The organism is Maridesulfovibrio pacificus (SeqCode) (assembly GCF_048612815.1).
In the GTDB taxonomy this organism is placed as follows: domain Bacteria; phylum Desulfobacterota; class Desulfovibrionia; order Desulfovibrionales; family Desulfovibrionaceae; genus Maridesulfovibrio; species Maridesulfovibrio pacificus.
This window is the reverse complement of record NZ_JBLZNE010000001.1, coordinates 3,434,247-3,455,317: the sequence shown is the minus strand read 5'-3', so window position 1 is coordinate 3,455,317 and position 21,071 is coordinate 3,434,247. Positions and strand designations below refer to the sequence as shown.

Genomic DNA, 21,071 nt, shown 5'->3' with positions numbered 1-21,071 from the left:
AAAACAGTACTTACATCGTCAGCACAAAATAAACGCTACCTACCAGCACAAGGCTTGCTGCACGCAAACCCTGATTATAGACAATGAGCTTTAATGCCATTTTCCCACGGAAAATTCCTGCATAGTACGGCAGTTGATGACGCAGGGCACGCACCGGAGTGGAAAGCAGATTACCTACAATAAGAGCCAGCACTATTCCCCGAGGCTCAATAGCCCCGCTTCCGAGCAATGAACCTGCGGCAGCAAGTCCGGCAGTGAACTCGGCAGCAAGACTGAAAGCAATGATCCCGAAAACCTGTGGGTCAAGCCACGAAAGAAAGGAAAGATGCTCACCAAGATAGGTTTGAAAAGCTGTGAACACCCCGTAATGGCGCAGGAAAAAGAAGGCTGTGTAGATGGGTATTGTTAAGTAAACAACCTTGGGCAATCTACGCTTGAGCCGCTTAAGTGCCTTATTCAAAACTTCGCGGCAGGACTTTGCCTCCTGACCTTTAAGCCGCTCGGTCACATCTCCGCATTCACCGTCCGCAGGCAGCGAATATCGCCCCCAAAGCACAATGGCTCCTGTACGCACAAAGGCAGCAAGCAGGGTCAAGCCCACATACGTAAAAGCCACATTACCGATAAACGGAGCGGCGATAAAGAATACCGTCGGCATGTGCAGGAAATAGGTGGGCAGGCTATTAAAAAGGTTGGAAATGACCAGCTCTCGATCATTTATCTCACCCTTTTCATATGCCTCGGAGAGCATCGAGTTTGCGGCTACGCCGGAAAAAAAAGCCAGAGCAAAACTGGCCCCGCTGATATCTTTAAGTCTTCCGGCGCGGATAAGCGGATTTGCCAATCGACCCATGGCCCGGGTCCAACGCAGGCCCTCAACAATATTACCAACCAAAAGGCCGAGGCTGATAAATAACAATAGCCGGATCAGGGGCCATCCCAACCCGTTCCAGAGAAGCTCGAGAGACAATTAGACCTACTTTTTCTTCCAATTTTCAGGCGCACTGACCCTGAGTTCAGAATCATTCTCGGTGAGGATTCCGGCATCGACCAACTCTTTCATAGCAACCAGAAAATCATTTTCCTCGCCATTCCATTTCGCAAGACATCCTTCAATAGTCACGCTACCGGCAACAGCTTTACAGTTCCTGTCAGGATCAATCTTACTTCCCAACATGCCTTCGATCAGTAGAAAAAGAGAGTTCGCTTCAACGGAAAGTCCGAGGTCGAAAATAGATACAGCCATCGCTTCCTCCATTATGGGTTAGTTATGCAATCAAAGTATACTTGAACAGCTTCAAGTGCCAGTGAAAAAAGCACTCCGGAACGGAAGGTTAAACTTTATCCTGTAATAAACTTTTAAACCTTTTAAGTTCTTCTGGGTCCATGCGGCTAAAGTTGCCTTCTGCGGGAAAAGAACCTTCACCGACTTCCGCGATGTAACGCTTCACAGCATCAATACTTTCCCCGCGCAGATGAGCGAATTTCTTAACAAACATAGGCACAAAGCGATCAAACAAGCCAAGGATATCATGGTAGACCAGCACCTGTCCGTCCGTATCCGGCCCGGCACCGATACCGATGGTGGGAATGGAAAGCCTTGCGGTTATCTCCTGGGCAACCTCGTGCGGAACTGCCTCAAGAACGATAGAAAAGCAGCCTGCGGCCTCAAGAGCCAAAGCTTCATCAACGAGAGCTGCTGCTGAACGGGCGTTCTTGCCCTGCGCCTTAAATCCACCGAAACGGGCAACGTGTTGCGGGGTCAGTCCGATATGTCCCTGAACAGGAATGCCTGAATCAACGATTGCCCGCACATGCTCCAGAAAAGGGAATCCCCCTTCCAGCTTCACAGCACGGGCTCCTGTCCGGCTTAGAAATTTTCCGGCATTCTCCACCGCCATCTGCACTGACGGCTGGTAGGACATAAATGGAAGGTCGCCGACAATTAGTGCCCTTTTTGCGCCACGGGAAACTGCCGCCGCATGATGCAACATATCTTCCATAGTTACAGAGAGAGTGTCTTCATAACCAAGCACAACCATCCCCAATGAATCACCAACAAGGATCATATCCACTTCTGCAGCATCTACAATCTGCCCGGAAGGATAGTCATAGGCAGTTACCATGGAAATCTTACGTTGTCCCTTAAGGGCGGTAATGTCGGGAGCTGTTACTTTTTTCATTCTTTTCCTCACATATTAAAAGCCGACTGACTAAGAAAGGATTTTAGTGCAGAACCTTGATACGGATAGGATAACACTAAATCAAGTCTAGTGAAAAATGTATCATTGTGCATAAAAAAAGAGGTCCGGCAGTTGCCGAACCTCTTTAACAATTTAAAAAAACAAAAAACTATAATTCCTGCATGACCCAGACGACCCGTCCAACCACATGCTTTTCGTGGTTTTCAACCGGGATGTACTGTTCAGGGTGCTGAGGATCATCAGGGCGAAGGATAAAGCGGGAATTTTCCGGATCAAAAAAGACCCGGCGAATGACCACTCCCTGATACGGCACATGGATGGCGTATATATCACCAGCCATGAGTCGCTTCTGGGAATCATCAATTCCTACGAATGCATCCCTGCGCACCGAGGGTTCCATAGAGGAACCTTCTGCCTTAAGGACTACCAGAGAGGAACGGTAGTAAGTTTCAGGAATACTGAGCTCTGAAACTTGTTGCGGTTTCCATACTTCGGCTCCAGCATCTTCACCGGCCATCGATGATACCGGAACAATCCTTCCTCTGGACTGTACCTGTCCATACTGTGCGGTTGTTTCGCTCAGAATCTGGTCAGCGGCAATTTTACCCTTACCGGGCTTCAGGTAGACAGGTTCAATCCCGTCGGAGAGCCATTCAGGGTTCAGTCCGTGGGTCCTGTACAGCTTGATGAACCATTCAGCAGGAATAGAGCTTCTTCTTTTGGCATCGGAGATGCTGGACTGTCGAATATTCAAAATTTCGGCAAGCTGAACCTGGGTTCTTGTTCCGGTAGCCTTCTTGATTCTTTCCAAGCTTTCATCAAACCACTTTGACACGCTTACCTCCTGTGAAAGCAAAGTCAAAAATACTATTAATCATCTTCGAATTATATAACCCTATAAAGAAGATTGTTACCAAGCACACAATCCACCTCACACGAACAATATATTACGTGGCTACCATGAAATTTATAAACTGGCAAAACATTAAAATTGCATATCTCAATACAGTATAACAAGAATGTAAAACGCTTATGATAAATTAATTAAACACACACTACAAATGCGTACAATTACACTTCTTATTGATTTACATATTCGAAACATAGCAAAAACACTTCAAACGAAAAACAAACAGTCTATTCTTCGATAGCAACACCGAAATAAAATAGCCCCACCTATTAAAAGAAGATAAACAAATATTAATTTTCTCTGAGGGGCAGGACAAAATAAAAATTATTACCGCCATCCTGAGGCTCGTATCCAACCTCTCCGCCGTGCAATTCCACTACCTGACGTACAAAGAACAAGCCATGCCCGGACCCATACTCATTGCCAACATTATCGCTACGAAAACCGGGCTGAAAAAGCATCTCCCGATCCTGTTCCTGAATATGGGGACCGGTAGTATAGACATTTAGCTTCAATCCGTCCCAGCCGTTGCGAAAATAATCTTTGACCATATCCCAACCGTACGCGGCGAACTTATCCCTGCGACCGTCACACATAGTCTCATCACGGGTATATTTTACTGCATTAGAAAAAAGGTTGGCATACACTTGTGAAATAAGCCCGACATCGGCAACAATGCGTACCTCACGGTCCGGCACACCGCCCATACTGATATCCAATCTGATGCCGCGATCCTCAAACCGGGACCGGTAACGTTCAAGTTGCGGTTCAATTATCTGCTTGAGCAGATTGCAAGGCCGTTTTTCAACAATATAGCGCCCTTCTTCAAAATGCTGTCGGCGCAACAGGGTTTCCAGAAAAAGACTGGTCTGCTCGTAATGGCTGTGAATCTCGTTGAACTGGCTGACCAAACCATTATATAACAACTCAAGATCACTGCGTATTTCAGTTACGCTTTTCCCTTCAATATTGGATTCAAGTTTGCGAATATTTTCAATACGGTCACGCAATCTATTGTAAAACAGTTTGAAATACATATTAGGGACAATTACATTATGGCCGACATCCTTGACCAAATTGCGCACGAATTCAAGATGTTCTTGCCCCTTGCGCCGTAAAATCTTGCTATGCAGCTGAAAACCGACCCGATTGACATACTTTTCAAAAAACAATGACTGGTGGTCTGAAAGAGACTCCATCTTATAGAACTCAAAGCAACCGATAACATCTCCGGCAGGTTTGAACGGCAGCTGGTCAACCAACTCCAGATTACCTCGAATGGGGATAAATAGATGACCGCCCCTAAATTCCTTTTCAAGGGGAACGGAGCTACAAACCGGCGCCCGGTTCTCAGTGCGCCCAACAGGCACAAAGTCATCCGGTCCCATTGCAATATAAAGCCTGCAATCTATATTGAAAAGCGACCTCGGAACGGCAGTGCAAACGGCAAAGAAATCTTCTAAGGAATCAAACTCCTGTGCAAGATCAAAAAAAATCATCAAAGCCCGTTTTTCGGTTGCGGAAAAGCTGTAATCTTTATAGTCATCCATTTTCTCATGTATACGCCGCTGTATCTGCAACATCTTCTCAGGTCCCGGGCCTGTAGAAAGGTGAAATCCTTCTCCAAGCGGACCTTCTGGTTCATAAGAAGACACATCTGCACTTTTCTTTTCATTGCTCATAACTATCTATCCGGGGTTCAATATAGAAAGGGGCTTCTCTCTATCATACGGTCCCAAAGAGAAAGGAGCAAGCTAGAAGATATTTTTTTGTGCTTACCATTAATCCGGCAACCACATCAAAGTCTGAATGTTTACTGTCACTTCATTTTATGAGAAAGTCCGCCATCTAACCTATTCAGGAAAACAACCATGCCCGAAATAATTCTCATTCAAATCTCCGGCGAGGACAAACCCGGCCTGACTTCTGCTCTTACAGGGGTTCTGGCGGGCTACGGTATTGATATTCTGGATATCGGCCAGAGTGTAATCCACAGCCAGCTTGTACTCGGCATATTGATCCACATCCCCCTTGAGGCGGAATCCGCCCCGGTGCTTAAAGACATCATGTTCAAAGGCTACGAACTTGGTGTAAACGTCAAGTTCAAACCTATTGAATCAGATAAGTACATGGACTGGGTCGATGCCCAAGGCAAACCCAGACACATAGCCACACTCGTGGGTCACAAACTGACCGGGGCCCACATTTCCAGAATTTCTGAAATTATAGCCGACAACGGATTGAACATCGATATGATCCACCGTCTGTCCGGCCGCATTCCCATGAACGGTGAACCTGCACCGCGCCATGCCTGTGTTGAATTCTCCATCCGTGGAGTTCCACAGGATCTTGACCGCATGCGCTCCAATTTTCTGGAAATGGCTGCCGAAGATCAGGTAGACATCGCCTTGCAGGAAGACAATGTTTTCCGCAGAAACAGACGCCTTGTAGCCTTTGACATGGACTCCACCCTTATTCAGGCTGAAGTAATTGATGAATTGGCAAAAGCCGCCGGGTCCGGCGACATTGTCAGCCGGATTACCGAATCAGCCATGCGCGGCGAAATTGATTTCAAAGAAAGCCTGCGCCAGCGTCTGGCGACTCTAAAAGGACTTGATGAGAGCGTCATGGAAGATATCGCCCGCAAGCTGCCCATTACCGAAGGGGCCGAGCGTCTTATCTCCAACCTGAAAAAGTTCGGCTACAAGACCGCTATCATCTCCGGTGGATTCACTTATTTCGGAGAAAAACTTCAGGAAAAGCTGGGTGTGGATTACGTCTACGCCAACCGCCTTGAAATCAAGGACGGCAAGCTGACCGGCGGAGTTATCGGCGACATCGTAGACGGAGCCAAAAAAGCTGAACTGCTGCGCAAGATCGCAGAAAAGGAAAAGATCAGCCTGCAGCAATCCATTGCCGTTGGTGACGGAGCAAACGACCTGCCCATGCTCTCCATTGCCGGACTGGGTATCGCCTTCCACGCCAAGCCCAAGGTCAAGCAGGATGCCCGCCAGTCCATTTCCCACTTCGGACTGGATTCCATTCTGTACCTGATCGGATTACGCGACAGGGATACGGATTAAAAACAAATAAGCCCCGCAGGATTTCTCCTGCGGGGCTTTTCCATACTCAATTCAATAATCCAGATTACATGTCTACTGCTTTGATCCAAATTACAGCATCCTGAGAGAGTTCTTTGCCTTTGAACTCAGTGTCAGGACCGGAACCCAGTGCGCAGAATCCCCACCATCCGGCTTTGGGAACAGTGAAGGTTACGTAACCCTGAGCATCGGTCTTAACACCCATAGTTACGAAAGCATCGTGAGGCGCTTCAGATTTTGCTTCTTTTTTGAAAGCATTATTTTTCATATCGGGTTCATGGTTCAAGTACTCAACTTCAACATCAGCATTGGGAACGGGCTTGCCACCGGAAAGGAGCTGAGCCTTGAAGGTCATGCCGGTCCACATTGCATAAGGCTTAACAAGCGGAATCCACTCGGTCTTCAGGCCCGCAGGAGCAGCCCAGTTACCGGGCAGGCCGCCAACGTTCATGTAAGTCTTGGTGATCTGCTGGATGTAGATATCTTCCTCACCTTCGTAGTAAGGAGCGGGAACCAGAACCAGAGTGTAGTCACCCATAGAACGAACAATCTTTTTGGGCAGCTTTGCTTCGTAAGCTTCACCGGAGTTGGTCAGGCTGGTCCAAGTGATGGGTTTGAGCAGCTTTTTGAGATCATATTTTTTGGTTTTACCCTCTTCACCCTTCTGGTGCAGCATAAAGAATTCTTCAGGCATACCCATTTTCATGGTGTGACCTGCTTCGTAGGGGTGGGTGAAAACGAGCTTTACATCAGTTTCAGCACCCTTGTTTTTTGCAATTTCCGGGGTGTAAATCATCTGAAAGTGTGCAGAAGCGGGAACCGCCATGGCAACCACCAGCAACAGGTTGAGAAAAACTACCTTCATCTTCATCATATTTCTCCTGATTGTGACTTTGATCCTCTTTATCAAAGGATAAAGAAGATTTTTTAGAATTTAAGGATTAACTGCACGCACGATGGAACGCACATAATGCGTGCAGCAGTGCTGACTATTCAACAATATCGGAACTGTCGATTTCAATGGAGTGGCCTTCGCCGCCATCAAAAGTAACAGTGTAATGACCTGCGGGCTTCTTGAATTCAAATTCGCTGTTTTCATTCATCGCACCCTTAAGGATAACTGCGCCGGAATCATCACGCACAAACAGTTTAACACCGGTAGCAGAAGAACCGTCAGAGAAGCCTCCTTCGCAGAGAACGGTACCGTCACCGTTGTCAAAGCAACTGCAAAGAGGGGAATGGGCCAGAGCGGCAGTGGCGGAAAGAACGATCAGTCCGGCTGCCACGACGAGTTTAGCAATTATGTTTTTCATAGCTGTCTCCTGAGAGATTTTTATTGGTTACTTGGTTGATATTCATAGGATGCAGACTCCTTATCCGATGCAATCTTATGCACCAGCGCAATCAGCAGAGCCACCGACAAAGCCAGCACATAGAAGCCCTTCATCATGGTTATCCCGCTTGCCCCGAGGGCTGTGCCCAGAGTGAAGACCGAAGAAGCCACACCAAAGCCGACTGCTGTGGGAAAGAAGATGGCAAAAAGCATCCATTTATAAGACCCGGTCTGCACCTTGACCATAATTGTGGCCGCGAGGCAGGGAGGATAGAGAGCAAAGAAAAGAATAACGGCAAGGGCATGCAGGGAATTCATACCGCTGTGCTGGCTTTCATTGTCCATCCTCTGCTCAAGGGTCTGGTTGTCATCAGCACCCTGCTGGTAAAGAACACCCATGGTCGCCACGGAGGATTCACGAGCCGCAAAGGAACTGATCAGGGCAATATTAATTTTCCAGTCAAAACCTGCATACTTTGTTACGGGCTCAAGAGAACGTCCGATCATACCGAAGAAGGAAGTCTTGATTTTTTCTTCCTTAATCATGCGGCGCAGGGATTTCCTTGCAGTTGAGACCTTGCGCAGAGCACGGTTCACGACCTTGGCAGCCTTATCTCCACGAGGCTTGATCAGGATAAAGGTGTCGGGATTGGCATTTTTAAACGAGCTGTCCACCCTTGCTGCCCCTTCCCTGCCGGAAGCATTCATGCGGGCACGCTTGTAATCATCATAAAGATTGAGCAGCGGCAGCATTTTGTCTCCGGTAGCAAGCCCTGCATAGGCATTGTTCGCAACCTTGGAATCATAAATTGCTACAGCCTTACTCATCTCAGCTTCGTAATGATCCATACGTTCCGCCGTGAGCCCGGGAAACTGCAGCAAAGAAAAAACACACAAGGAAACCGCAACAACAATAGAACCTACTTTTTTAATGTATTCCCAAGTCCTTTCCAGCGACCTACGGGCCACTCCGAAGAAAGTGGGAGCATGGTAGTTGGGCATCTCCATAATGAAGGGAGCGGTCTCGCGCCCCTTAAGGACTGTTGTGGTCAGAAGCTTGGCAATAATCAGAGCCATGATGATCGTAATCGTCGAAATAAAGAACATTGCCCATGACTTATGGTCCGCAAAATAAATGTTCACCAACAATGTGTAGAGCGGAATTTTAGCAAGGCAGTTCATGAACGGCACAGTCAGGATCGTTGCCAGCCTAGAGCGTTCATCAGGAATACCTTTTGTGGACATAATCCCCGGAACAGCACAGCCCCCGGCAAAGACACCGCCAAGAATAAACGGCAGGGTCGATTGCCCGTGCAGGCCGAAACTGTGGAAAATACGATCCAGAATAAAGGCTATCCGGGCCATGTAACCGGAGTCCTCAAGAATTGCGATCAGCGCAAACAGAATCAGAAAAATGGGGACGTAGTTAAGCAATGTATTCGCACTGTCCACCATCCAGAGAATCATGGAACGCAACAGGGAATCCTCAATCAATCCGGCTGGCGGAAGAATCGACGCAACAAGATCCCTGAACTTGGCTAAAAAGGGCCAGGTATACTTGGTAAGCTCATAGCCCTGAACAATGGAAAGTTCGTAAATAAGATAAACAGTAGCCAGCAGAAAAAAGGGAGCCAAAGCGCGGTTCAGAACCCATTGATCGATCCTTTCGGAAATAGGCTGACCGGAATCTTCTTCCTTGGTAACGCAGGCATCTACGATTTCCCCGGCGACCCTGTCACGGCAGGCAACAATGTAATCACTTGTATCAACCCCTGTTTCATCTTCAAAAGCCATCCTGCGGGAAAGAGCGTCTTCAATGATGGGGATGCCGTTGGCATGCTTGGTTTCAACGATATTCCGGGCCTCGGAATCATTTTCCAAAAGTTTGATCGCCAGCCAGCGCAAAGGATAAAGCACGCCAAGACTGGTATCAGCGGCAAGCTGTTCTTCAAGAGCTTTCGCATGAATCTCAAGCTCACCGTAGTCGATAACCACCGGACGCGAATAAGCTTCCTGATTAACGGCCTTGCGAATTGCCGCTTTAAGGGCCTGCTTGCCTTTACCCTTACGCCCTACAGTGGCGACAACATCAACACCGAGACGATTGGTAAGTTCTTTCAAATCAATTGTAAGGCCCTGACTTTCTGCAACATCCATCATATTCAGGGCTACGGTTACAGGAAAATTCATCTCCAGAACCTGAAAGGTAAAATACAAGCTACGACGCAAACAGGTTGCATCCATAACGTTTACTACCACATCAGGCTTTTCTTCCAGCAGGAATTCGCGGGAGACCCGCTCCTCAAGAGAAAACGAAGTCAGGCTGTAAGTACCGGGAAGATCGACCACTTCATAACGGGTCTTTCCTTCACGGTAGCTTCCCACTTTTTTATCTACAGTTACACCGGGATAGTTGGCTACATGTTGGTTAGCCCCGGTTAACATATTATATGTTGTTGATTTACCGGCGTTCTGCTGTCCGGCAAGAGCGACGAGGAAATTGTCTTTCATCGCCTGTTTACCTTCAGCGCTCATCTTCCACCTCAATCTGGTAAGCCTCGGTGCGACGCAAGGTCACGCAGTACCCTGCGACACGCAATTCAAGAGGGCAGCCCAATGTTGCAACACGGACTACTTCGATCTCCCTGCCGGGGACAAAACCCAAATCAAGCAACCTCTGCCTCACCGCACCACCGGAAGAATGACCACGGATAATGGCTTTTCCTCCAATAGGGATGTCCAGAAGGCTTTTGCCACGCATGTGGCAAGGCTTCCCCTGTCTTCTTCCACCAGCACCATGACACCCCTTTCTGGCAGGAGCGGGTTCACGGTTAAAGAAATCAAACTTGTTCAACATAACTATAGCCTCTTTGTTTGCACTCGATTTTGCGAATGAATTTCGAAATCAATTAGTATAGACGCAAATTTTAATTGTCAACAAGAAAAAAGAACCGCTGCTCCGATAACAAAACTAATTTGATTTACCTTCTTTTTTGCTTGATATTGACATTCGTTTTCATTAACGAACAGATGACTACGGGGTAAACGGCAATGCTTCATCGCTTAATAGGCTCTTTCTTCCTATAATAAATGCATAGGATAAGCCAGAAGCATCATGCCGGGGAGGAAAACAATTGCTTAATATTTTAAAAAATAAATTCAACAACTCTTACGTATTGAATCGCAGACCCAACAGCAGAAACAAGTTAAGGGCAAAGTCACTCATGGCAATTCTCTTGATACTTATCCTGCCTGCGGGGGTCATGCTGGCTCTGACCGAGTTAGCTGATAAAAACTCTCTGCCTATGTTTATCTGCCTGCACTTCAGCTTGTGCATAGCCTTGTGCATGCCTATTTCAACCTGGCTCGAAGACTGGATGGTAAACAGGGAAGTCCGCAAGATGAACAGCTTTTGCGTCAAACTCAAACAAGGCAGACTGGATCAGCGCTTGGAACTCTATTCCAACAAAACAGGTTCAGCCACTGATGAGCTTTGCATGTTGCAGCACAACCTGAACTGGCTGGCCCACTCCGTTGCCAAACGTGAATCCAGACTGACAGAGTCATTGGCCAAAACCCAGCGGGACAAGGAAAGGCTCAATCTGCTTTCCTACACCGACCATCTTACCGGATTGTTCAATAAACGCTTTTTTGAGTTGAAGCTGGTAGAGACCTGCTCCAGATGTATTTCCTGCAAAACACCACTCCATCTCATGCTCATAGACTGCGACCACTTTAAAGAAGTCAACGATGTGTACGGGCATCAGGAAGGAGATAAACTCCTTGCGGAACTGGGCCAAATCATCAGTTCCTCCGTGAGAAACGGCACTGATTTTCCTTTCCGTTTCGGTGGCGACGAGTTCGGGGCGATCCTTGTCGGCGTGGACTCAACCCGCTGCGAACAGATTGCCGAACGTATTCGAAACCGTTTTGCACAAATCAAAGTTGGTCGGGCAAGCTTAAGCATAGGTATTTCTAAACTCTGCTATCAAGCCATTGATCCAGAAGCCGAAGCAGAAAAGTTGATCGCTTCTGCCGATAAGGCCTTGTACTTTGCTAAAAATACCGGAAGAGACAAGGTCATCAGTCCCGCCCAATACAAAGAGATAGAGCATAACCTTTAGTTCTCAGCAGACGTAAGCCTCTGCTGAGAACTTTCTACCCTGCCATATCAGCCTTTGCTTCAGCGACCAGCCGTGCGACCTCGTCTTTGGCAGAATTGTACTGCTGCGAAGCCCAGTTTCCAGCCTTTACTCCGCCCTTAACGACTTTACAGGCTGCAGGTTTTACCCCACCGGCCTTATATACAGCGTAAACAGCAACCCCAACAGCAGTAGCAGCTGTTGAAACCAGTAACAATCTACCGAGATTAAAACTCATTTCCTCCTCCTTCAAACGCTCCGGGTCAAAATGATTTGAATCATAACTATACTAAGCACAAAATTGAAAAAAGTCATGCAAATGAAAATTACTTGCAGATGTCTGCTACTGTTTTCTGCAATCAGGACAAATTCCATATAGAATCATCTTATGCCTGTTCACGATAAAATCGTGTTTACTGGCTAACTTATCTTGCAGCTCTTCAATACGCTCTTCCATCACTTCTATCCTGCAGTTACAGCGGATACAGACCAGATGATCATGATGCTCCCTGTCATGACGGCATTCAAAGCGGGTAATTCCATCCCCGAAATCCAAAGGTTCAGCAATCCCACTCTCAGCAAGAAGCTTAATCGTCCGGTAAACCGTTGCCGGGCTGATGGACGAATCCCGCTTACTGACATGCTCATAAAGTTCTTCGCACGAATGATGGCCTTGAGTACCCAGAAATACTTCCAATACGATACGTCGCTGCTCAGTAGCAGCCATTTTATTCTTGGTGAGATAATCCAAGAACTGAGTTTGCGGACTTGACATCCTTTCCTCCATTGTGGATTTTGTGAAAATGACACTGACGATTATTCTCAAGTGATAACCATTGTCAAGGCGTAAACACTCACTCACGCAAATGAATTTCTGCAATTGAAACTCATTAGTGCTGGTTTAAAAAAATATTAAGTGCGATAATTATCGTTACCAATATTAACAACTATGACGGACAGCCGTCTAAAGAATAAAGGAGTTATGAATGACCACACCTACAACAACAAGAATTCTTCCAGTAATTACTGCTTCTGCCGCTGCAACAGGAGCTTTAGTTGGCGGAACAGTTGCTGCTGTTCGCTCCACAATTGCCGTTAAAGAAGGCAAAATAAGCAAAGGAGAAGCCGCAAAATCGGTTGCAACTGAATCAGCCGGAACCGGACTGGCTACTGCTGCGGGAGTAGCAGCCACCGGAGTGCTTGGTTTAGGAGGTTTGGCCGGACTGGTAGGATTCACCCTAGTTGCCACCGGAGCCAAGATGCTCTGGGATAAGGCTGTTCCAAATGTCCTCGATAGAAAACAGCCCACCCCTATCGAAGAAGCAGGTTAGATCTGCATTTACATTTCCAGCTAACAGCCCTGCCATGAATGCAGGGCTGTTACGCTTTTAGATCCATCCGTCAAAATAATAAGTTTTCGTTGACAAAGGGATTGCACATTTGTATTTCCTCTTTTGTGGGGTTGATACTCAATTTCAATTTCACAGAATGTCCGTCTGAAAATTCAGTAAACACAGGATCTTCACGTGAGAGCAGATAAAACATACGCAAGCATAAAGCATTCAATTCCGGGCAGAATCAGGTTTAAGGTACCGGATCTAAGGAAAGACAAAATCCTTTGCGGCACTGTTGAAAGAAACCTTGAAAAAGTTGCCGGGATAATCCGCACCCGTACAAACGACAAGTGTGCTGCACTGGTAATCCGCTACAATCCTGACTTCATAAGCCCCGAACATGTTTACGAAGCTCTTCGGGAAATTGTAGCTGTTCATACCACCAAAATCTGTCCCATTAAAGACAAGAAGGAATGCGGATGTCCACAGGTTAAAGGTGCCCTGCGCTACTTTTCATTTGTTTCCGCTGTTGGTGGTGCCGTACTGATCAGTGAATCCCTGTTGGGAATTACAGTAGCCCAAACTCTACTCAGTCCGCTGGGTTTCCTTACTGTACTAGCGGCTGTTCCGCTGGTTAAGGAAGCTGTAACCAAGCTTCGCGAAAAAAAATTCGGACTTGAAGGTATTCTCGCCGGAGGGATTGTCGCTGCGGTAATTGCCGGGGAAGCCATGACCGCCTTCGAAATCCTCTGGATCAATGCAGGGGCGGAACTTCTCACCGCATGGATTACCGAACGTTCCCGCCGGGCAATTTCCGGTATTCTGGACAATACCACCCACCATACATTCGTACTTAGGGACGGGGTTGAAGTTGAGGTGGAGATCAACAACCTTAAAGAAGGCGATGTTGTAGTCCTACATACCGGGGAAAAAATCTGCGTAGACGGAACCATTGTGGACGGTCAGGGATTGATTAATGAAGCACCCATCACCGGACGTGCCGACTTCATTCACAAACAACAGGATGATCAGGTTTTTGCCGGAACATTCGTGCGCGAAGGAGTCATCTATGTCCGGGCCGAAGAGGTCGGTGACAAGACCTATCTGGCCCGTATTCTCCATAAGGTTGAAGACTCCCTTGAGAACAAGACTGCCATTGAATCCACAGCGGACAAACTTTCGGTACGTCTGGTCAAAATCGGCTTTGCCTGCACTGTGGGCACCCTGCTGATCACAACTGACCCGTGGCGTGCCTTCACCGTGCTGCTGGTTATGGCTTGCCCCTGCGCAACCGTACTTTCCGCTTCAACGCCCATCAGTGCAGCCATCAGTACAGCCGCCAAGAACAACATTCTTATCAAGGGCGGCAGATACCTTGAAGAAGTCGGTAAATGCGATATCGCCTGCTTCGATAAAACCGGAACCCTGACCGGAAGCGAACCAAGCCTTGAACATATCCACACAACTGAAGGCGTAACCGAAAGCGAACTGCTGACCTACGCTTTTTCAGTGGAAACACACAATCATCATCCGCTGGCTCAGGCAATCAAGCATGAAGCCGGACTCAGAAAAATTTCGCCCCTGCCGCACACTGTGTGTGAATATTTCTTAGGCAAGGGAATGCGCGCCGAACTCCCTGAGAATGAAAACCATTCTACAGAGATTTTAGTGGGTAACAAAAAACTCACAGAACAATTTGATGTGCGCATAGGTAGCTTAAGCAGGCAGGTTTCCACTCTCAAGCGTAAAGGACTGACCGTGCTTTACGTAGTAAAAGACAAAGATCCCATCGGATTACTGGCTTTTGCCAACACCATACGCGAAGAGTCCGCAACGGTCCTCAACGCTCTCGGGGCAGGTGGAGTTGACCGCACTGTTTTGGTCACCGGAGATGAACCAGCAACGGCAAATGATCTTGCCCGAACTCTGAACATCCCGGAAATCCATGCTTCAGCAATGCCCGAAGAAAAAGCACAACTTGTACTGACCCTGCAAGGTGAAGGGGGCAAAGTCATGATGGTCGGTGACGGCATCAACGATGCCCTTGCACTTGCGCAGGCTGACGTCGGCGTTGCCATGGGAACAGGCGGGGCTGAAGTAGCTGTTGAAGCAGCAGATATCGCGCTGGTCGATGATGACCTCAAGGGGCTCATGTACGTCCAGCAATTAAGTCAGGACACTGTGAAAATAGCCTACCAGAACTTCTGGCTGGCAACAGGTTCGAATATAGCGGGAGTCATCATGGGAGCCACCGGGGTTCTCTCTCCGGTCATGGCCGGATTCCTGCACATTCTGCATACTATGGGAGTAATCGCCAACTCTTCAAGGCTGCTCCTGCATTCACCTGAAGCAATCGAATCCAAACAAGGCAAAATTTATGAACTTCCGCAAAATAGTTGAACTGGAAAAGCATCTTGATGTGGCCCATCACATACCGGGCAGGATCAGGATTAAATTCAGCCCGCTCATTTTAACCAAGCCCGTTGCGCTGGCGGCAATGAAAGAACATTCCGAACTGCCGAAAGCCATCAAGGATGCCCGGGTCAATATGCCCGCACGGTCAGTGGTTATTGAATACGATCCCGAACAGATTCAGCCGGAACTGGTTGAAGAGCTTATTCAGGGAACAGACAAAGACAAGAAAGCACAAATCATCAGTGACCTCTACGGCAGGCTGATGAACAACGGATAAATAGATATTACTTAGAGGAGCTAACCGAAATGAGCACCGAACATACCACCCCCGAAGCACAGCAGACCGCACCACAACAGCCCAACACCTCTCAGCCCGTTATGGGACCGGATCAGGGCCAGCCGCACTTTTCCTACACCACACCAGGCGATCCGTATCAGGGAGCACCTGTTGCCGGGAATATGCAACCGAACATGACTGCCCAGCAGCCCATGCAGCAGCCCGTATATCAGCAACCGATGCAGCAGCCTGCACAGCCTGTTTACGGACAGCCTGTATATGGTCAGCCGGTATACGGCCAGCCGGTGTACGGTCAGGTTTACCAGCAGCCCATGCAGCAGCCCATGCAGCAGCCTATACAGCAGCCCTTGCAACAACCCGTGTATCAACAGCCTGTTCAGCAAGCTCCCACCATCGCTCCCAACCCCTCAGAAGATCAGGTCAAACAATTCGTTGATCTGGTCAAAGACACAGCTGAAGGCAAGGCAGATCCGACAAGTTTTCTCAGTTTTTTCAACGGCATTGACGACGGTTTCTGGAAAGGTCTTCTCGTTGGCGCAGGTATCACCTTTGTCTGCACCAGCAAGACCGTAAGATCCATCTTCACTTCCGGCGGCGGAAAGGAAGAAATGTCCGCTGAAGAAATGGAAAGAATGGAAGACCTCAAGGCCGAACAGGAATACATGGCCGCACAGGCTGCCAAAGAAGCAGCAGAAAAGGAGTAAAAAATGAGTCAGGATTACAACAACGACTACGTATACAATTATCAGGATCCGCAGCTCACCGAACAGCAGCGTATTGATTCCCAGCAGCAGGTTCAGCCTGTGAACGAACCCTCCACGGTTAAAAGCTGGATAAATTTCACTGATTCCCGTTATTTGAAAGGTTTCCTCGTGGGGGCTGGTGTGGCACTTATTGCCTCCAACCCCAAAGTCCAGAAAGCAGTTGTTTCCGGTGCAGTCAAAACATGGTCCGCTGTTCAGGGCGGCATTGAAGAAGCCAAGGAAAAAATTCACGACATCAAAGCCGAAGCGCAGTCTGAGTAAGAAGCCTCCGCCGGCCCTTCGGGGACCAGAGAACCTTTTTGTAAAAAGGTTCTCTGGACTCTCCCAAAACTTTTAATAGGGCTTCGCCACTAATTATGCACGATTGCGAGAGCGCATATACGCCTCGGAGTGATCTTCAATGAACGCTTTACCAGAAGATATTGACTTGATTAAAACTAAAGAGAAAAAGCCATTCCGGCAGTGCAAAGACTGTCCGCTTACTCCGAGCAAAACCAAAACCGCTATCAAGATAGGGATGGTTGCCACACTCGGGGCCTCGGCGGCTTCCGGCGTACTTAAATTCAAGGGTGCAAAACCGTTGCATCTATGGGCTTCTTTTGCCTTTGTCGGCTTTACAGCTTTGCATTGGGCGGTTTCCAAAAGACCGCAGAGGATAAACAGATGATCGGAATTCCGAATACAAGAAGACGTTTTAAAATAGTCCACGAACTTCCGAAGCGAATCAGGCTGAAATCATTGATTTTACTTGCTCCTGACCTGGACCACAACTATCTGCAGGCCAGCGTGGAATCACTTAATGGAGTTGAATCGGTCAGGGTCAACGGTCCTGCCTTCTCCATTGCAGTGGAATACAACGGTGCTTCAGAAGTCCGTTCAGCTATTATTGAAACACTGGATCATATTCCGCAGGAAGCTTTCCTTAAAGACAACGACCGCGAACACAACGTGGACCTGATCGACGTTGGCGCGCGGACCGCAGCCGCAGCGGCAACACCTTTCCTTCCTCAGCCCGTGCAGGCGGCAACCAGCTGGATGCTGGGCATTCCCGGCATAATAAAAGGACTGGAAACACTTTTCACCCGCGGAGTCAAAATTGAAGTACTGGACGGCACTGTCAAAGCACTCTCGCTGATGCGGGGAGACTACTTCACCTCCAACTCAGTTGGTGCCCTGCTCTGCCTTGGTGAGTACTTAGAGGATCAGTCTGAACAGAAATCCACTGACCTGCTCAAGACCCTGCTTAAACCGCAGGTCGAAAAAATATGGATCGAAAAAGACGGACGCGAGCTTGAAATAGACTTCAACGACCTACAGGTTGGAGACATTGTCGTCTGCGGTCCCGGTGAACTTATCCCCATTGAAGGAACAATCGTTGAGGGCGACGGTTCTGTAAACCAGAGTTCCATTACCGGAGAATCCGTCCCCGTCCACCTGCAGCCCGGAGACGCAACCCTTTCCGGCGCGGTAGTGGAAGAAGGCACCCTCAAGATCAGGGCGGACAAAGTCGGTGCTGAAACAGGCATGGCCCGCATCAACCGCTATCTGGAAAGTTCCCTGCGTTCGCAATCCAAAACACAGATTCAGTCCGCAGAACTGGCGGACAAGCTGGTTCCCCTGACCTTCGGGGCCGGACTGGGTGTTTATGCCCTCACCGGAGACCTCGCCCGCGCAGCATCAGTGCTGACCGTTGACTACTCCTGCGCCATTAAACTTTCCACTCCTGTTGCCACCCGTACTTCCATGTATACCGCCAGTAAAGCCGGTGTGCTGCTCAAGGGCGGGCAAGCCCTCGACAATCTTGCCGCAGTGGACACAATCGTCTTTGATAAAACCGGAACCCTGACCAAAGGGGAACTGAAAGTCACCGACATCGTGCCCATGCCGCTTTATGAAGAGGAGGAACTGCTTTCCATTGCCGCCGGAGCTGAGGAACACTACGCCCATCCGGTAGCAAGGGCGGTGGTGAACGAGGCCAAAGAGCAGGGAATTCAACTCCCTGAAGTTAGTGGGGTCGACTTTATCGTGGCCCACGGAGTTTCCGCCTATGTTGACGGTAAACGCGTCCTTGTAGGCAGCCAGCATTTTGTTGAAGAAGATGAGCACGTGGACTGCTCTTATATGGAAAAGAAAGCCCGTCAGCTACGCAATGCAGGTAAGAACCTGCTCTTCGTAGCAATGGACGAAGAGCTTATAGGTGTCATTGCCATGCGCGATGAACTGCGTCCGGAAGCACTTGAAGCACTCGAAGCATTTAAGGATGCAGGAATCAAACGCATTGAAATTCTCACCGGGGATCACCGCTCCACAGCTCTGGCCCTCGCAGCCCAGTTGCCTCCGGTAGATGCTGTCCACTGGGAACTCAAGCCTGAAGACAAGGCCAACATCGTCAAGGAGCTCAAGGAAGGCGGTGCCAAGGTTGCATTTGCCGGAGACGGGGTCAACGATACCCCGGCCCTTGTCTGCGCCGATGTGGGCATCTGCATGCCTTCCGGGGCTGACCTTGCCCGTGAATCAGCACAAGTGGTCATGCTCAATGAAGATATGCTTACCCTTGTGGAAGCCCACCGCATTGCCCTGACCAACCGCGAAACCCTGAGCAATTGCCTCTGGTCTGCGGTCGGTATCAACTCCGCCACTCTGCTGCTGGCTGGTATGGGAAAAATATCCACTCTTGCCGCGGCCATGACTCACAACCTAAGTACCGTGGGCATACTTGGATACGCCGCCATGAAGACGTCATCTGCGAAGAAACCGCAAGAGTATGCAAAGGAGATCCAATAATGTCCCTGACATTAAATAATGCACCAGTTGAAACAAACCTGATGCTCAAGGCTGTGACCAGCGACAGTCTGAAGAACCGCCTTGAGCGCATGGGACTGCATATAGGCTCTGAACTGGAGATTATGTCCGAAGATTCGGTCCAGCATCCGGTAAGGATCAAGGGGCCGCATGGAGAAGTGCTCCTAGCGGCGGGAATGGCCTCTAAGGTTATTGTCCACCACGATGACGGGCATAAGACTCCTGTCTTTGAAATGAATCCCGGCGAACACGGGCACATTGAAGGATTGACCGCCGGATCACAGTTGGAAAAAAGCCTCAAGATTCTTGGAATATCCGAGGGAGATGACATTAAGCTGGTCCGCTGCCTGCCGCCCATGACCTACAGGGCGGTAGTAGATGGTAAGCAAACCTCACTCACCGAGGGGATGGCTGCCAAAGTCTGGGGGGAATGCGATGGGATAGCCTGCCAGTTGGCAACCTGCGGCAAAGGTCGCCCTTTCGCAGTTAAAAACATTCTGGGGGGACAAAGAGCGGCAAAATCAATCTCAGCCATCGGCATCAAGCCCGGTGCTAATGTAACTCTTGAAACCGTTGAGCCTGCCCGGGCCATCGGAATGACTCCCGGTGCCCGCATAATCATCATGACCAAGGAAGGCTTACGCCTTCACCTGCGACCGGACCAAGCAGAAACTATGCTGGTTACTGAAGTTTAAAATAAAAGGGGGTAGTTAAAAACTACCCCCTTTTATTATTTCATCTGATCAGCTTTCAGCTGCCCGCATGCCGCTTTAATATCCTGCCCCATGGACCTGCGGATAGTTGCGGTTATCTTTTTATCCCAGAGATATTTTTCAAAAGCCAGAACCTTCTCTCTTGTGGGGGCCTTGTAAAGCGGCTCGTCACCGGGATTGTAGGCAATAAGGTTAACCTTGCAACGGCGATGTCCGAGCAGTTTAACCAATTGCTTGGCGTGCTCGATGGAATCGTTGACCCCGCCCAGCAGAAGATATTCATAAGTAACCTTCTCCCGAGGCTTAAGCGGGAAACGGTCCATTGCCGCCAACAAGTCTTCAATGTGAGTCTTGGCGGCCTTGGGCATAATCTTTTCACGCAGTTCCTGAGTGGGAGCATGCAGGGAGATTGCAGGGAGGGTCAGCCCGGTCTTACCCAGCTCTTCCAACTGCTTCACGAAACCAACGGAAGAAACGGTTATGCGCCGGGGCACAAAGGAAAGCCCGTCCTGATTATTAAGATTACGCAGGGTAGGAATCAAATTATCAAGGTTGAGCAGCGGCTCGCCCATACCCATGAAAACAAGGTTCTTGAGTGGATTAAGATTGTTTTCACGCAGATATTTACGGCCAGCAAGAACCTGACCGAGCATCTCGGACATGGACATGTTACGCTCAAACCCCATCAAACCGGTATTACAAAAAGTGCAGGCCATTGCGCAGCCCACCTGAGTGGACAGACACTGGGTGTAACGCCCTTCCATGGGAATAAGTACAGTCTCCACCAGTGCGCCGTCTTTCAGGCGCAGGAGCAACTTGATGGTGCCGTCCTTACTGGTCTGGACCACATCCACCTGCGGATGGTTGATAACCGCTTTGGCCTTCATTTCATCGCGCAGATTCTTGGCAAGGTTGGTCATGGAGTCGAAATCTTCGACACCTTTCTGCCAAAGCCATTGCCAGATCTGGTCGGTACGGAAACGGGGAGCCTTCAGCTCCTGCGAGACAAAATTTTCAAGCTCGCTGTATTCCAAATCAAGTATATCTATCATTTT

At 48.7% G+C, this 21,071-nt stretch carries 22 protein-coding genes; 10 read left to right on the top strand and 12 right to left on the bottom strand.

The features are described from left to right. Window positions 1-10: 10 nt before the first annotated feature. The 5 genes from ACNI23_RS15990 to ACNI23_RS15970 all read right to left on the bottom strand — a co-directional run bounded on the left by ACNI23_RS15990 (window position 11) and on the right by ACNI23_RS15970 (window position 4,796). On the bottom strand, window positions 11-970 hold the full coding sequence (locus ACNI23_RS15990; RefSeq protein ID WP_420250186.1) for a hypothetical protein: 960 nt from the start codon (window positions 968-970) through the stop codon (window positions 11-13). Window positions 971-976: 6 nt separating this feature from the next. Next, window positions 977-1,246: a hypothetical protein gene (locus ACNI23_RS15985; RefSeq protein ID WP_420250184.1), complete on the bottom strand. Its 270-nt coding sequence runs from the start codon at window positions 1,244-1,246 to the stop codon at window positions 977-979. A gap of 88 nt (window positions 1,247-1,334) precedes the next feature. Continuing rightward, on the bottom strand, window positions 1,335-2,183 hold the full coding sequence (panB, locus tag ACNI23_RS15980; RefSeq protein WP_420250182.1) for a 3-methyl-2-oxobutanoate hydroxymethyltransferase: 849 nt from the start codon (window positions 2,181-2,183) through the stop codon (window positions 1,335-1,337). A 169-nt stretch (window positions 2,184-2,352) separates the two neighbouring features. Next, complete coding sequence (locus ACNI23_RS15975; RefSeq protein ID WP_420250181.1) at window positions 2,353-3,039, bottom strand: LexA family transcriptional regulator; 687 nt, start codon at window positions 3,037-3,039, stop codon at window positions 2,353-2,355. 365 nt (window positions 3,040-3,404) lie between these two features. Continuing rightward, window positions 3,405-4,796, bottom strand: coding sequence for a sensor histidine kinase (locus ACNI23_RS15970; protein ID WP_420250180.1), 1,392 nt, complete (start codon window positions 4,794-4,796; stop codon window positions 3,405-3,407). Window positions 4,797-4,985: 189 nt separating this feature from the next. On the opposite strand from ACNI23_RS15970, the gene serB reads away from it, so the two are divergent. Further along, complete coding sequence (gene serB / locus ACNI23_RS15965) at window positions 4,986-6,197, top strand: phosphoserine phosphatase SerB (protein ID WP_420250178.1); 1,212 nt, start codon at window positions 4,986-4,988, stop codon at window positions 6,195-6,197. Window positions 6,198-6,261: 64 nt separating this feature from the next. Here the strand turns inward: serB and ACNI23_RS15960 are convergent, their stop codons facing one another. The 4 genes from ACNI23_RS15960 to ACNI23_RS15945 form a co-directional block, all read right to left on the bottom strand. Next, window positions 6,262-7,086 carry a DUF4198 domain-containing protein gene (locus ACNI23_RS15960; RefSeq protein WP_420250576.1) on the bottom strand — a complete coding sequence of 275 codons (825 nt, stop codon included), beginning with the start codon at window positions 7,084-7,086 and terminating at the stop codon, window positions 6,262-6,264. Window positions 7,087-7,204: 118 nt separating this feature from the next. Continuing rightward, window positions 7,205-7,528, bottom strand: a complete 324-nt coding sequence (locus ACNI23_RS15955; RefSeq protein ID WP_012765710.1) for a hypothetical protein — start codon at window positions 7,526-7,528, stop codon at window positions 7,205-7,207. Between the two features lie 20 nt (window positions 7,529-7,548). Continuing rightward, a complete protein-coding gene (gene feoB, locus ACNI23_RS15950; RefSeq protein WP_420250176.1) occupies window positions 7,549-10,083 on the bottom strand; it encodes a ferrous iron transport protein B in 2,535 nt (844 codons plus the stop codon). Further along, window positions 10,073-10,405, bottom strand: a complete 333-nt coding sequence (locus tag ACNI23_RS15945; RefSeq protein ID WP_420250174.1) for a FeoA family protein — start codon at window positions 10,403-10,405, stop codon at window positions 10,073-10,075. Before ACNI23_RS15945 ends, feoB begins: the two co-directional genes overlap by 11 nt. A 367-nt stretch (window positions 10,406-10,772) precedes the next feature. On the opposite strand from ACNI23_RS15945, the gene ACNI23_RS15940 reads away from it, so the two are divergent. Then, window positions 10,773-11,672, top strand: a complete 900-nt coding sequence (locus ACNI23_RS15940) for a GGDEF domain-containing protein (RefSeq protein WP_420250172.1) — start codon at window positions 10,773-10,775, stop codon at window positions 11,670-11,672. A gap of 34 nt (window positions 11,673-11,706) precedes the next feature. Here ACNI23_RS15940 and ACNI23_RS15935 read toward each other — a convergent pair whose 3' ends face one another. Continuing rightward, window positions 11,707-11,928, bottom strand: a complete 222-nt coding sequence (locus ACNI23_RS15935; protein WP_420250170.1) for a hypothetical protein — start codon at window positions 11,926-11,928, stop codon at window positions 11,707-11,709. Between the two features lie 105 nt (window positions 11,929-12,033). Further along, window positions 12,034-12,465 (bottom strand): Fur family transcriptional regulator, encoded by a 432-nt coding sequence (locus tag ACNI23_RS15930; protein WP_420250169.1) that lies wholly within the window; start codon window positions 12,463-12,465, stop codon window positions 12,034-12,036. A gap of 211 nt (window positions 12,466-12,676) precedes the next feature. Between ACNI23_RS15930 and ACNI23_RS15925 the strand changes: the two genes are divergently transcribed. The 8 genes from ACNI23_RS15925 to ACNI23_RS15890 all read left to right on the top strand — a co-directional run bounded on the left by ACNI23_RS15925 (window position 12,677) and on the right by ACNI23_RS15890 (window position 19,998). After that, on the top strand, window positions 12,677-13,021 hold the full coding sequence (locus ACNI23_RS15925) for a magnetosome protein MamC family protein (RefSeq protein WP_420250168.1): 345 nt from the start codon (window positions 12,677-12,679) through the stop codon (window positions 13,019-13,021). 195 nt (window positions 13,022-13,216) lie between these two features. Continuing rightward, window positions 13,217-15,424: a heavy metal translocating P-type ATPase gene (locus tag ACNI23_RS15920; RefSeq protein ID WP_420250166.1), complete on the top strand. Its 2,208-nt coding sequence runs from the start codon at window positions 13,217-13,219 to the stop codon at window positions 15,422-15,424. Then, window positions 15,402-15,716 carry an HMA2 domain-containing protein gene (locus ACNI23_RS15915; protein WP_420250164.1) on the top strand — a complete coding sequence of 105 codons (315 nt, stop codon included), beginning with the start codon at window positions 15,402-15,404 and terminating at the stop codon, window positions 15,714-15,716. Before ACNI23_RS15920 ends, ACNI23_RS15915 begins: the two co-directional genes overlap by 23 nt. Before the next feature lie 29 nt (window positions 15,717-15,745). Continuing rightward, entirely contained in the window at window positions 15,746-16,441 is a 696-nt protein-coding gene (locus tag ACNI23_RS15910) for a hypothetical protein (RefSeq protein ID WP_420250163.1), read from the top strand. 3 nt (window positions 16,442-16,444) lie between these two features. Next, entirely contained in the window at window positions 16,445-16,762 is a 318-nt protein-coding gene (locus tag ACNI23_RS15905) for a YtxH domain-containing protein (protein WP_420250161.1), read from the top strand. Window positions 16,763-16,901: 139 nt separating this feature from the next. Beyond that, window positions 16,902-17,168, top strand: coding sequence for a hypothetical protein (locus ACNI23_RS15900; RefSeq protein WP_420250159.1), 267 nt, complete (start codon window positions 16,902-16,904; stop codon window positions 17,166-17,168). Beyond that, complete coding sequence (locus ACNI23_RS15895; protein WP_420250157.1) at window positions 17,165-19,285, top strand: heavy metal translocating P-type ATPase; 2,121 nt, start codon at window positions 17,165-17,167, stop codon at window positions 19,283-19,285. Before ACNI23_RS15900 ends, ACNI23_RS15895 begins: the two co-directional genes overlap by 4 nt. Continuing rightward, window positions 19,285-19,998, top strand: coding sequence for a ferrous iron transport protein A (locus tag ACNI23_RS15890; protein ID WP_420250155.1), 714 nt, complete (start codon window positions 19,285-19,287; stop codon window positions 19,996-19,998). Before ACNI23_RS15895 ends, ACNI23_RS15890 begins: the two co-directional genes overlap by 1 nt. Window positions 19,999-20,033: 35 nt before the next feature. Here ACNI23_RS15890 and rlmN read toward each other — a convergent pair whose 3' ends face one another. Continuing rightward, window positions 20,034-21,068 (bottom strand): dual-specificity RNA methyltransferase RlmN, encoded by a 1,035-nt coding sequence (rlmN, locus tag ACNI23_RS15885; RefSeq protein WP_420250575.1) that lies wholly within the window; start codon window positions 21,066-21,068, stop codon window positions 20,034-20,036. Between the last annotated feature and the right edge of the window lie 3 nt (window positions 21,069-21,071).

What these genes read in the sequence shown, in the direction of transcription:
- rlmN (WP_420250575.1), bottom strand. Translation starts at nt 21,068, where the DNA reads ATGATAGATATACTTGATTTGGAATACAGCGAGCTTGAAAATTTTGTC.
- ACNI23_RS15955 (WP_012765710.1), bottom strand. Translation starts at nt 7,528, where the DNA reads ATGAAAAACATAATTGCTAAACTCGTCGTGGCAGCCGGACTGATCGTT.
- ACNI23_RS15915 (WP_420250164.1), top strand. Translation starts at nt 15,402, where the DNA reads ATGAACTTCCGCAAAATAGTTGAACTGGAAAAGCATCTTGATGTGGCC.
- ACNI23_RS15930 (WP_420250169.1), bottom strand. Translation starts at nt 12,465, where the DNA reads ATGTCAAGTCCGCAAACTCAGTTCTTGGATTATCTCACCAAGAATAAA.
- ACNI23_RS15985 (WP_420250184.1), bottom strand. Translation starts at nt 1,246, where the DNA reads ATGGCTGTATCTATTTTCGACCTCGGACTTTCCGTTGAAGCGAACTCT.
- ACNI23_RS15935 (WP_420250170.1), bottom strand. Translation starts at nt 11,928, where the DNA reads ATGAGTTTTAATCTCGGTAGATTGTTACTGGTTTCAACAGCTGCTACT.
- ACNI23_RS15905 (WP_420250161.1), top strand. Translation starts at nt 16,445, where the DNA reads ATGAGTCAGGATTACAACAACGACTACGTATACAATTATCAGGATCCG.
- ACNI23_RS15890 (WP_420250155.1), top strand. Translation starts at nt 19,285, where the DNA reads ATGTCCCTGACATTAAATAATGCACCAGTTGAAACAAACCTGATGCTC.
- ACNI23_RS15925 (WP_420250168.1), top strand. Translation starts at nt 12,677, where the DNA reads ATGACCACACCTACAACAACAAGAATTCTTCCAGTAATTACTGCTTCT.
- ACNI23_RS15910 (WP_420250163.1), top strand. Translation starts at nt 15,746, where the DNA reads ATGAGCACCGAACATACCACCCCCGAAGCACAGCAGACCGCACCACAA.
- ACNI23_RS15940 (WP_420250172.1), top strand. Translation starts at nt 10,773, where the DNA reads ATGGCAATTCTCTTGATACTTATCCTGCCTGCGGGGGTCATGCTGGCT.
- feoB (WP_420250176.1), bottom strand. Translation starts at nt 10,083, where the DNA reads ATGAGCGCTGAAGGTAAACAGGCGATGAAAGACAATTTCCTCGTCGCT.
- ACNI23_RS15970 (WP_420250180.1), bottom strand. Translation starts at nt 4,796, where the DNA reads ATGAGCAATGAAAAGAAAAGTGCAGATGTGTCTTCTTATGAACCAGAA.
- ACNI23_RS15900 (WP_420250159.1), top strand. Translation starts at nt 16,902, where the DNA reads ATGAACGCTTTACCAGAAGATATTGACTTGATTAAAACTAAAGAGAAA.
- panB (WP_420250182.1), bottom strand. Translation starts at nt 2,183, where the DNA reads ATGAAAAAAGTAACAGCTCCCGACATTACCGCCCTTAAGGGACAACGT.
- ACNI23_RS15895 (WP_420250157.1), top strand. Translation starts at nt 17,165, where the DNA reads ATGATCGGAATTCCGAATACAAGAAGACGTTTTAAAATAGTCCACGAA.
- serB (WP_420250178.1), top strand. Translation starts at nt 4,986, where the DNA reads ATGCCCGAAATAATTCTCATTCAAATCTCCGGCGAGGACAAACCCGGC.
- ACNI23_RS15960 (WP_420250576.1), bottom strand. Translation starts at nt 7,086, where the DNA reads ATGAAGATGAAGGTAGTTTTTCTCAACCTGTTGCTGGTGGTTGCCATG.
- ACNI23_RS15945 (WP_420250174.1), bottom strand. Translation starts at nt 10,405, where the DNA reads ATGTTGAACAAGTTTGATTTCTTTAACCGTGAACCCGCTCCTGCCAGA.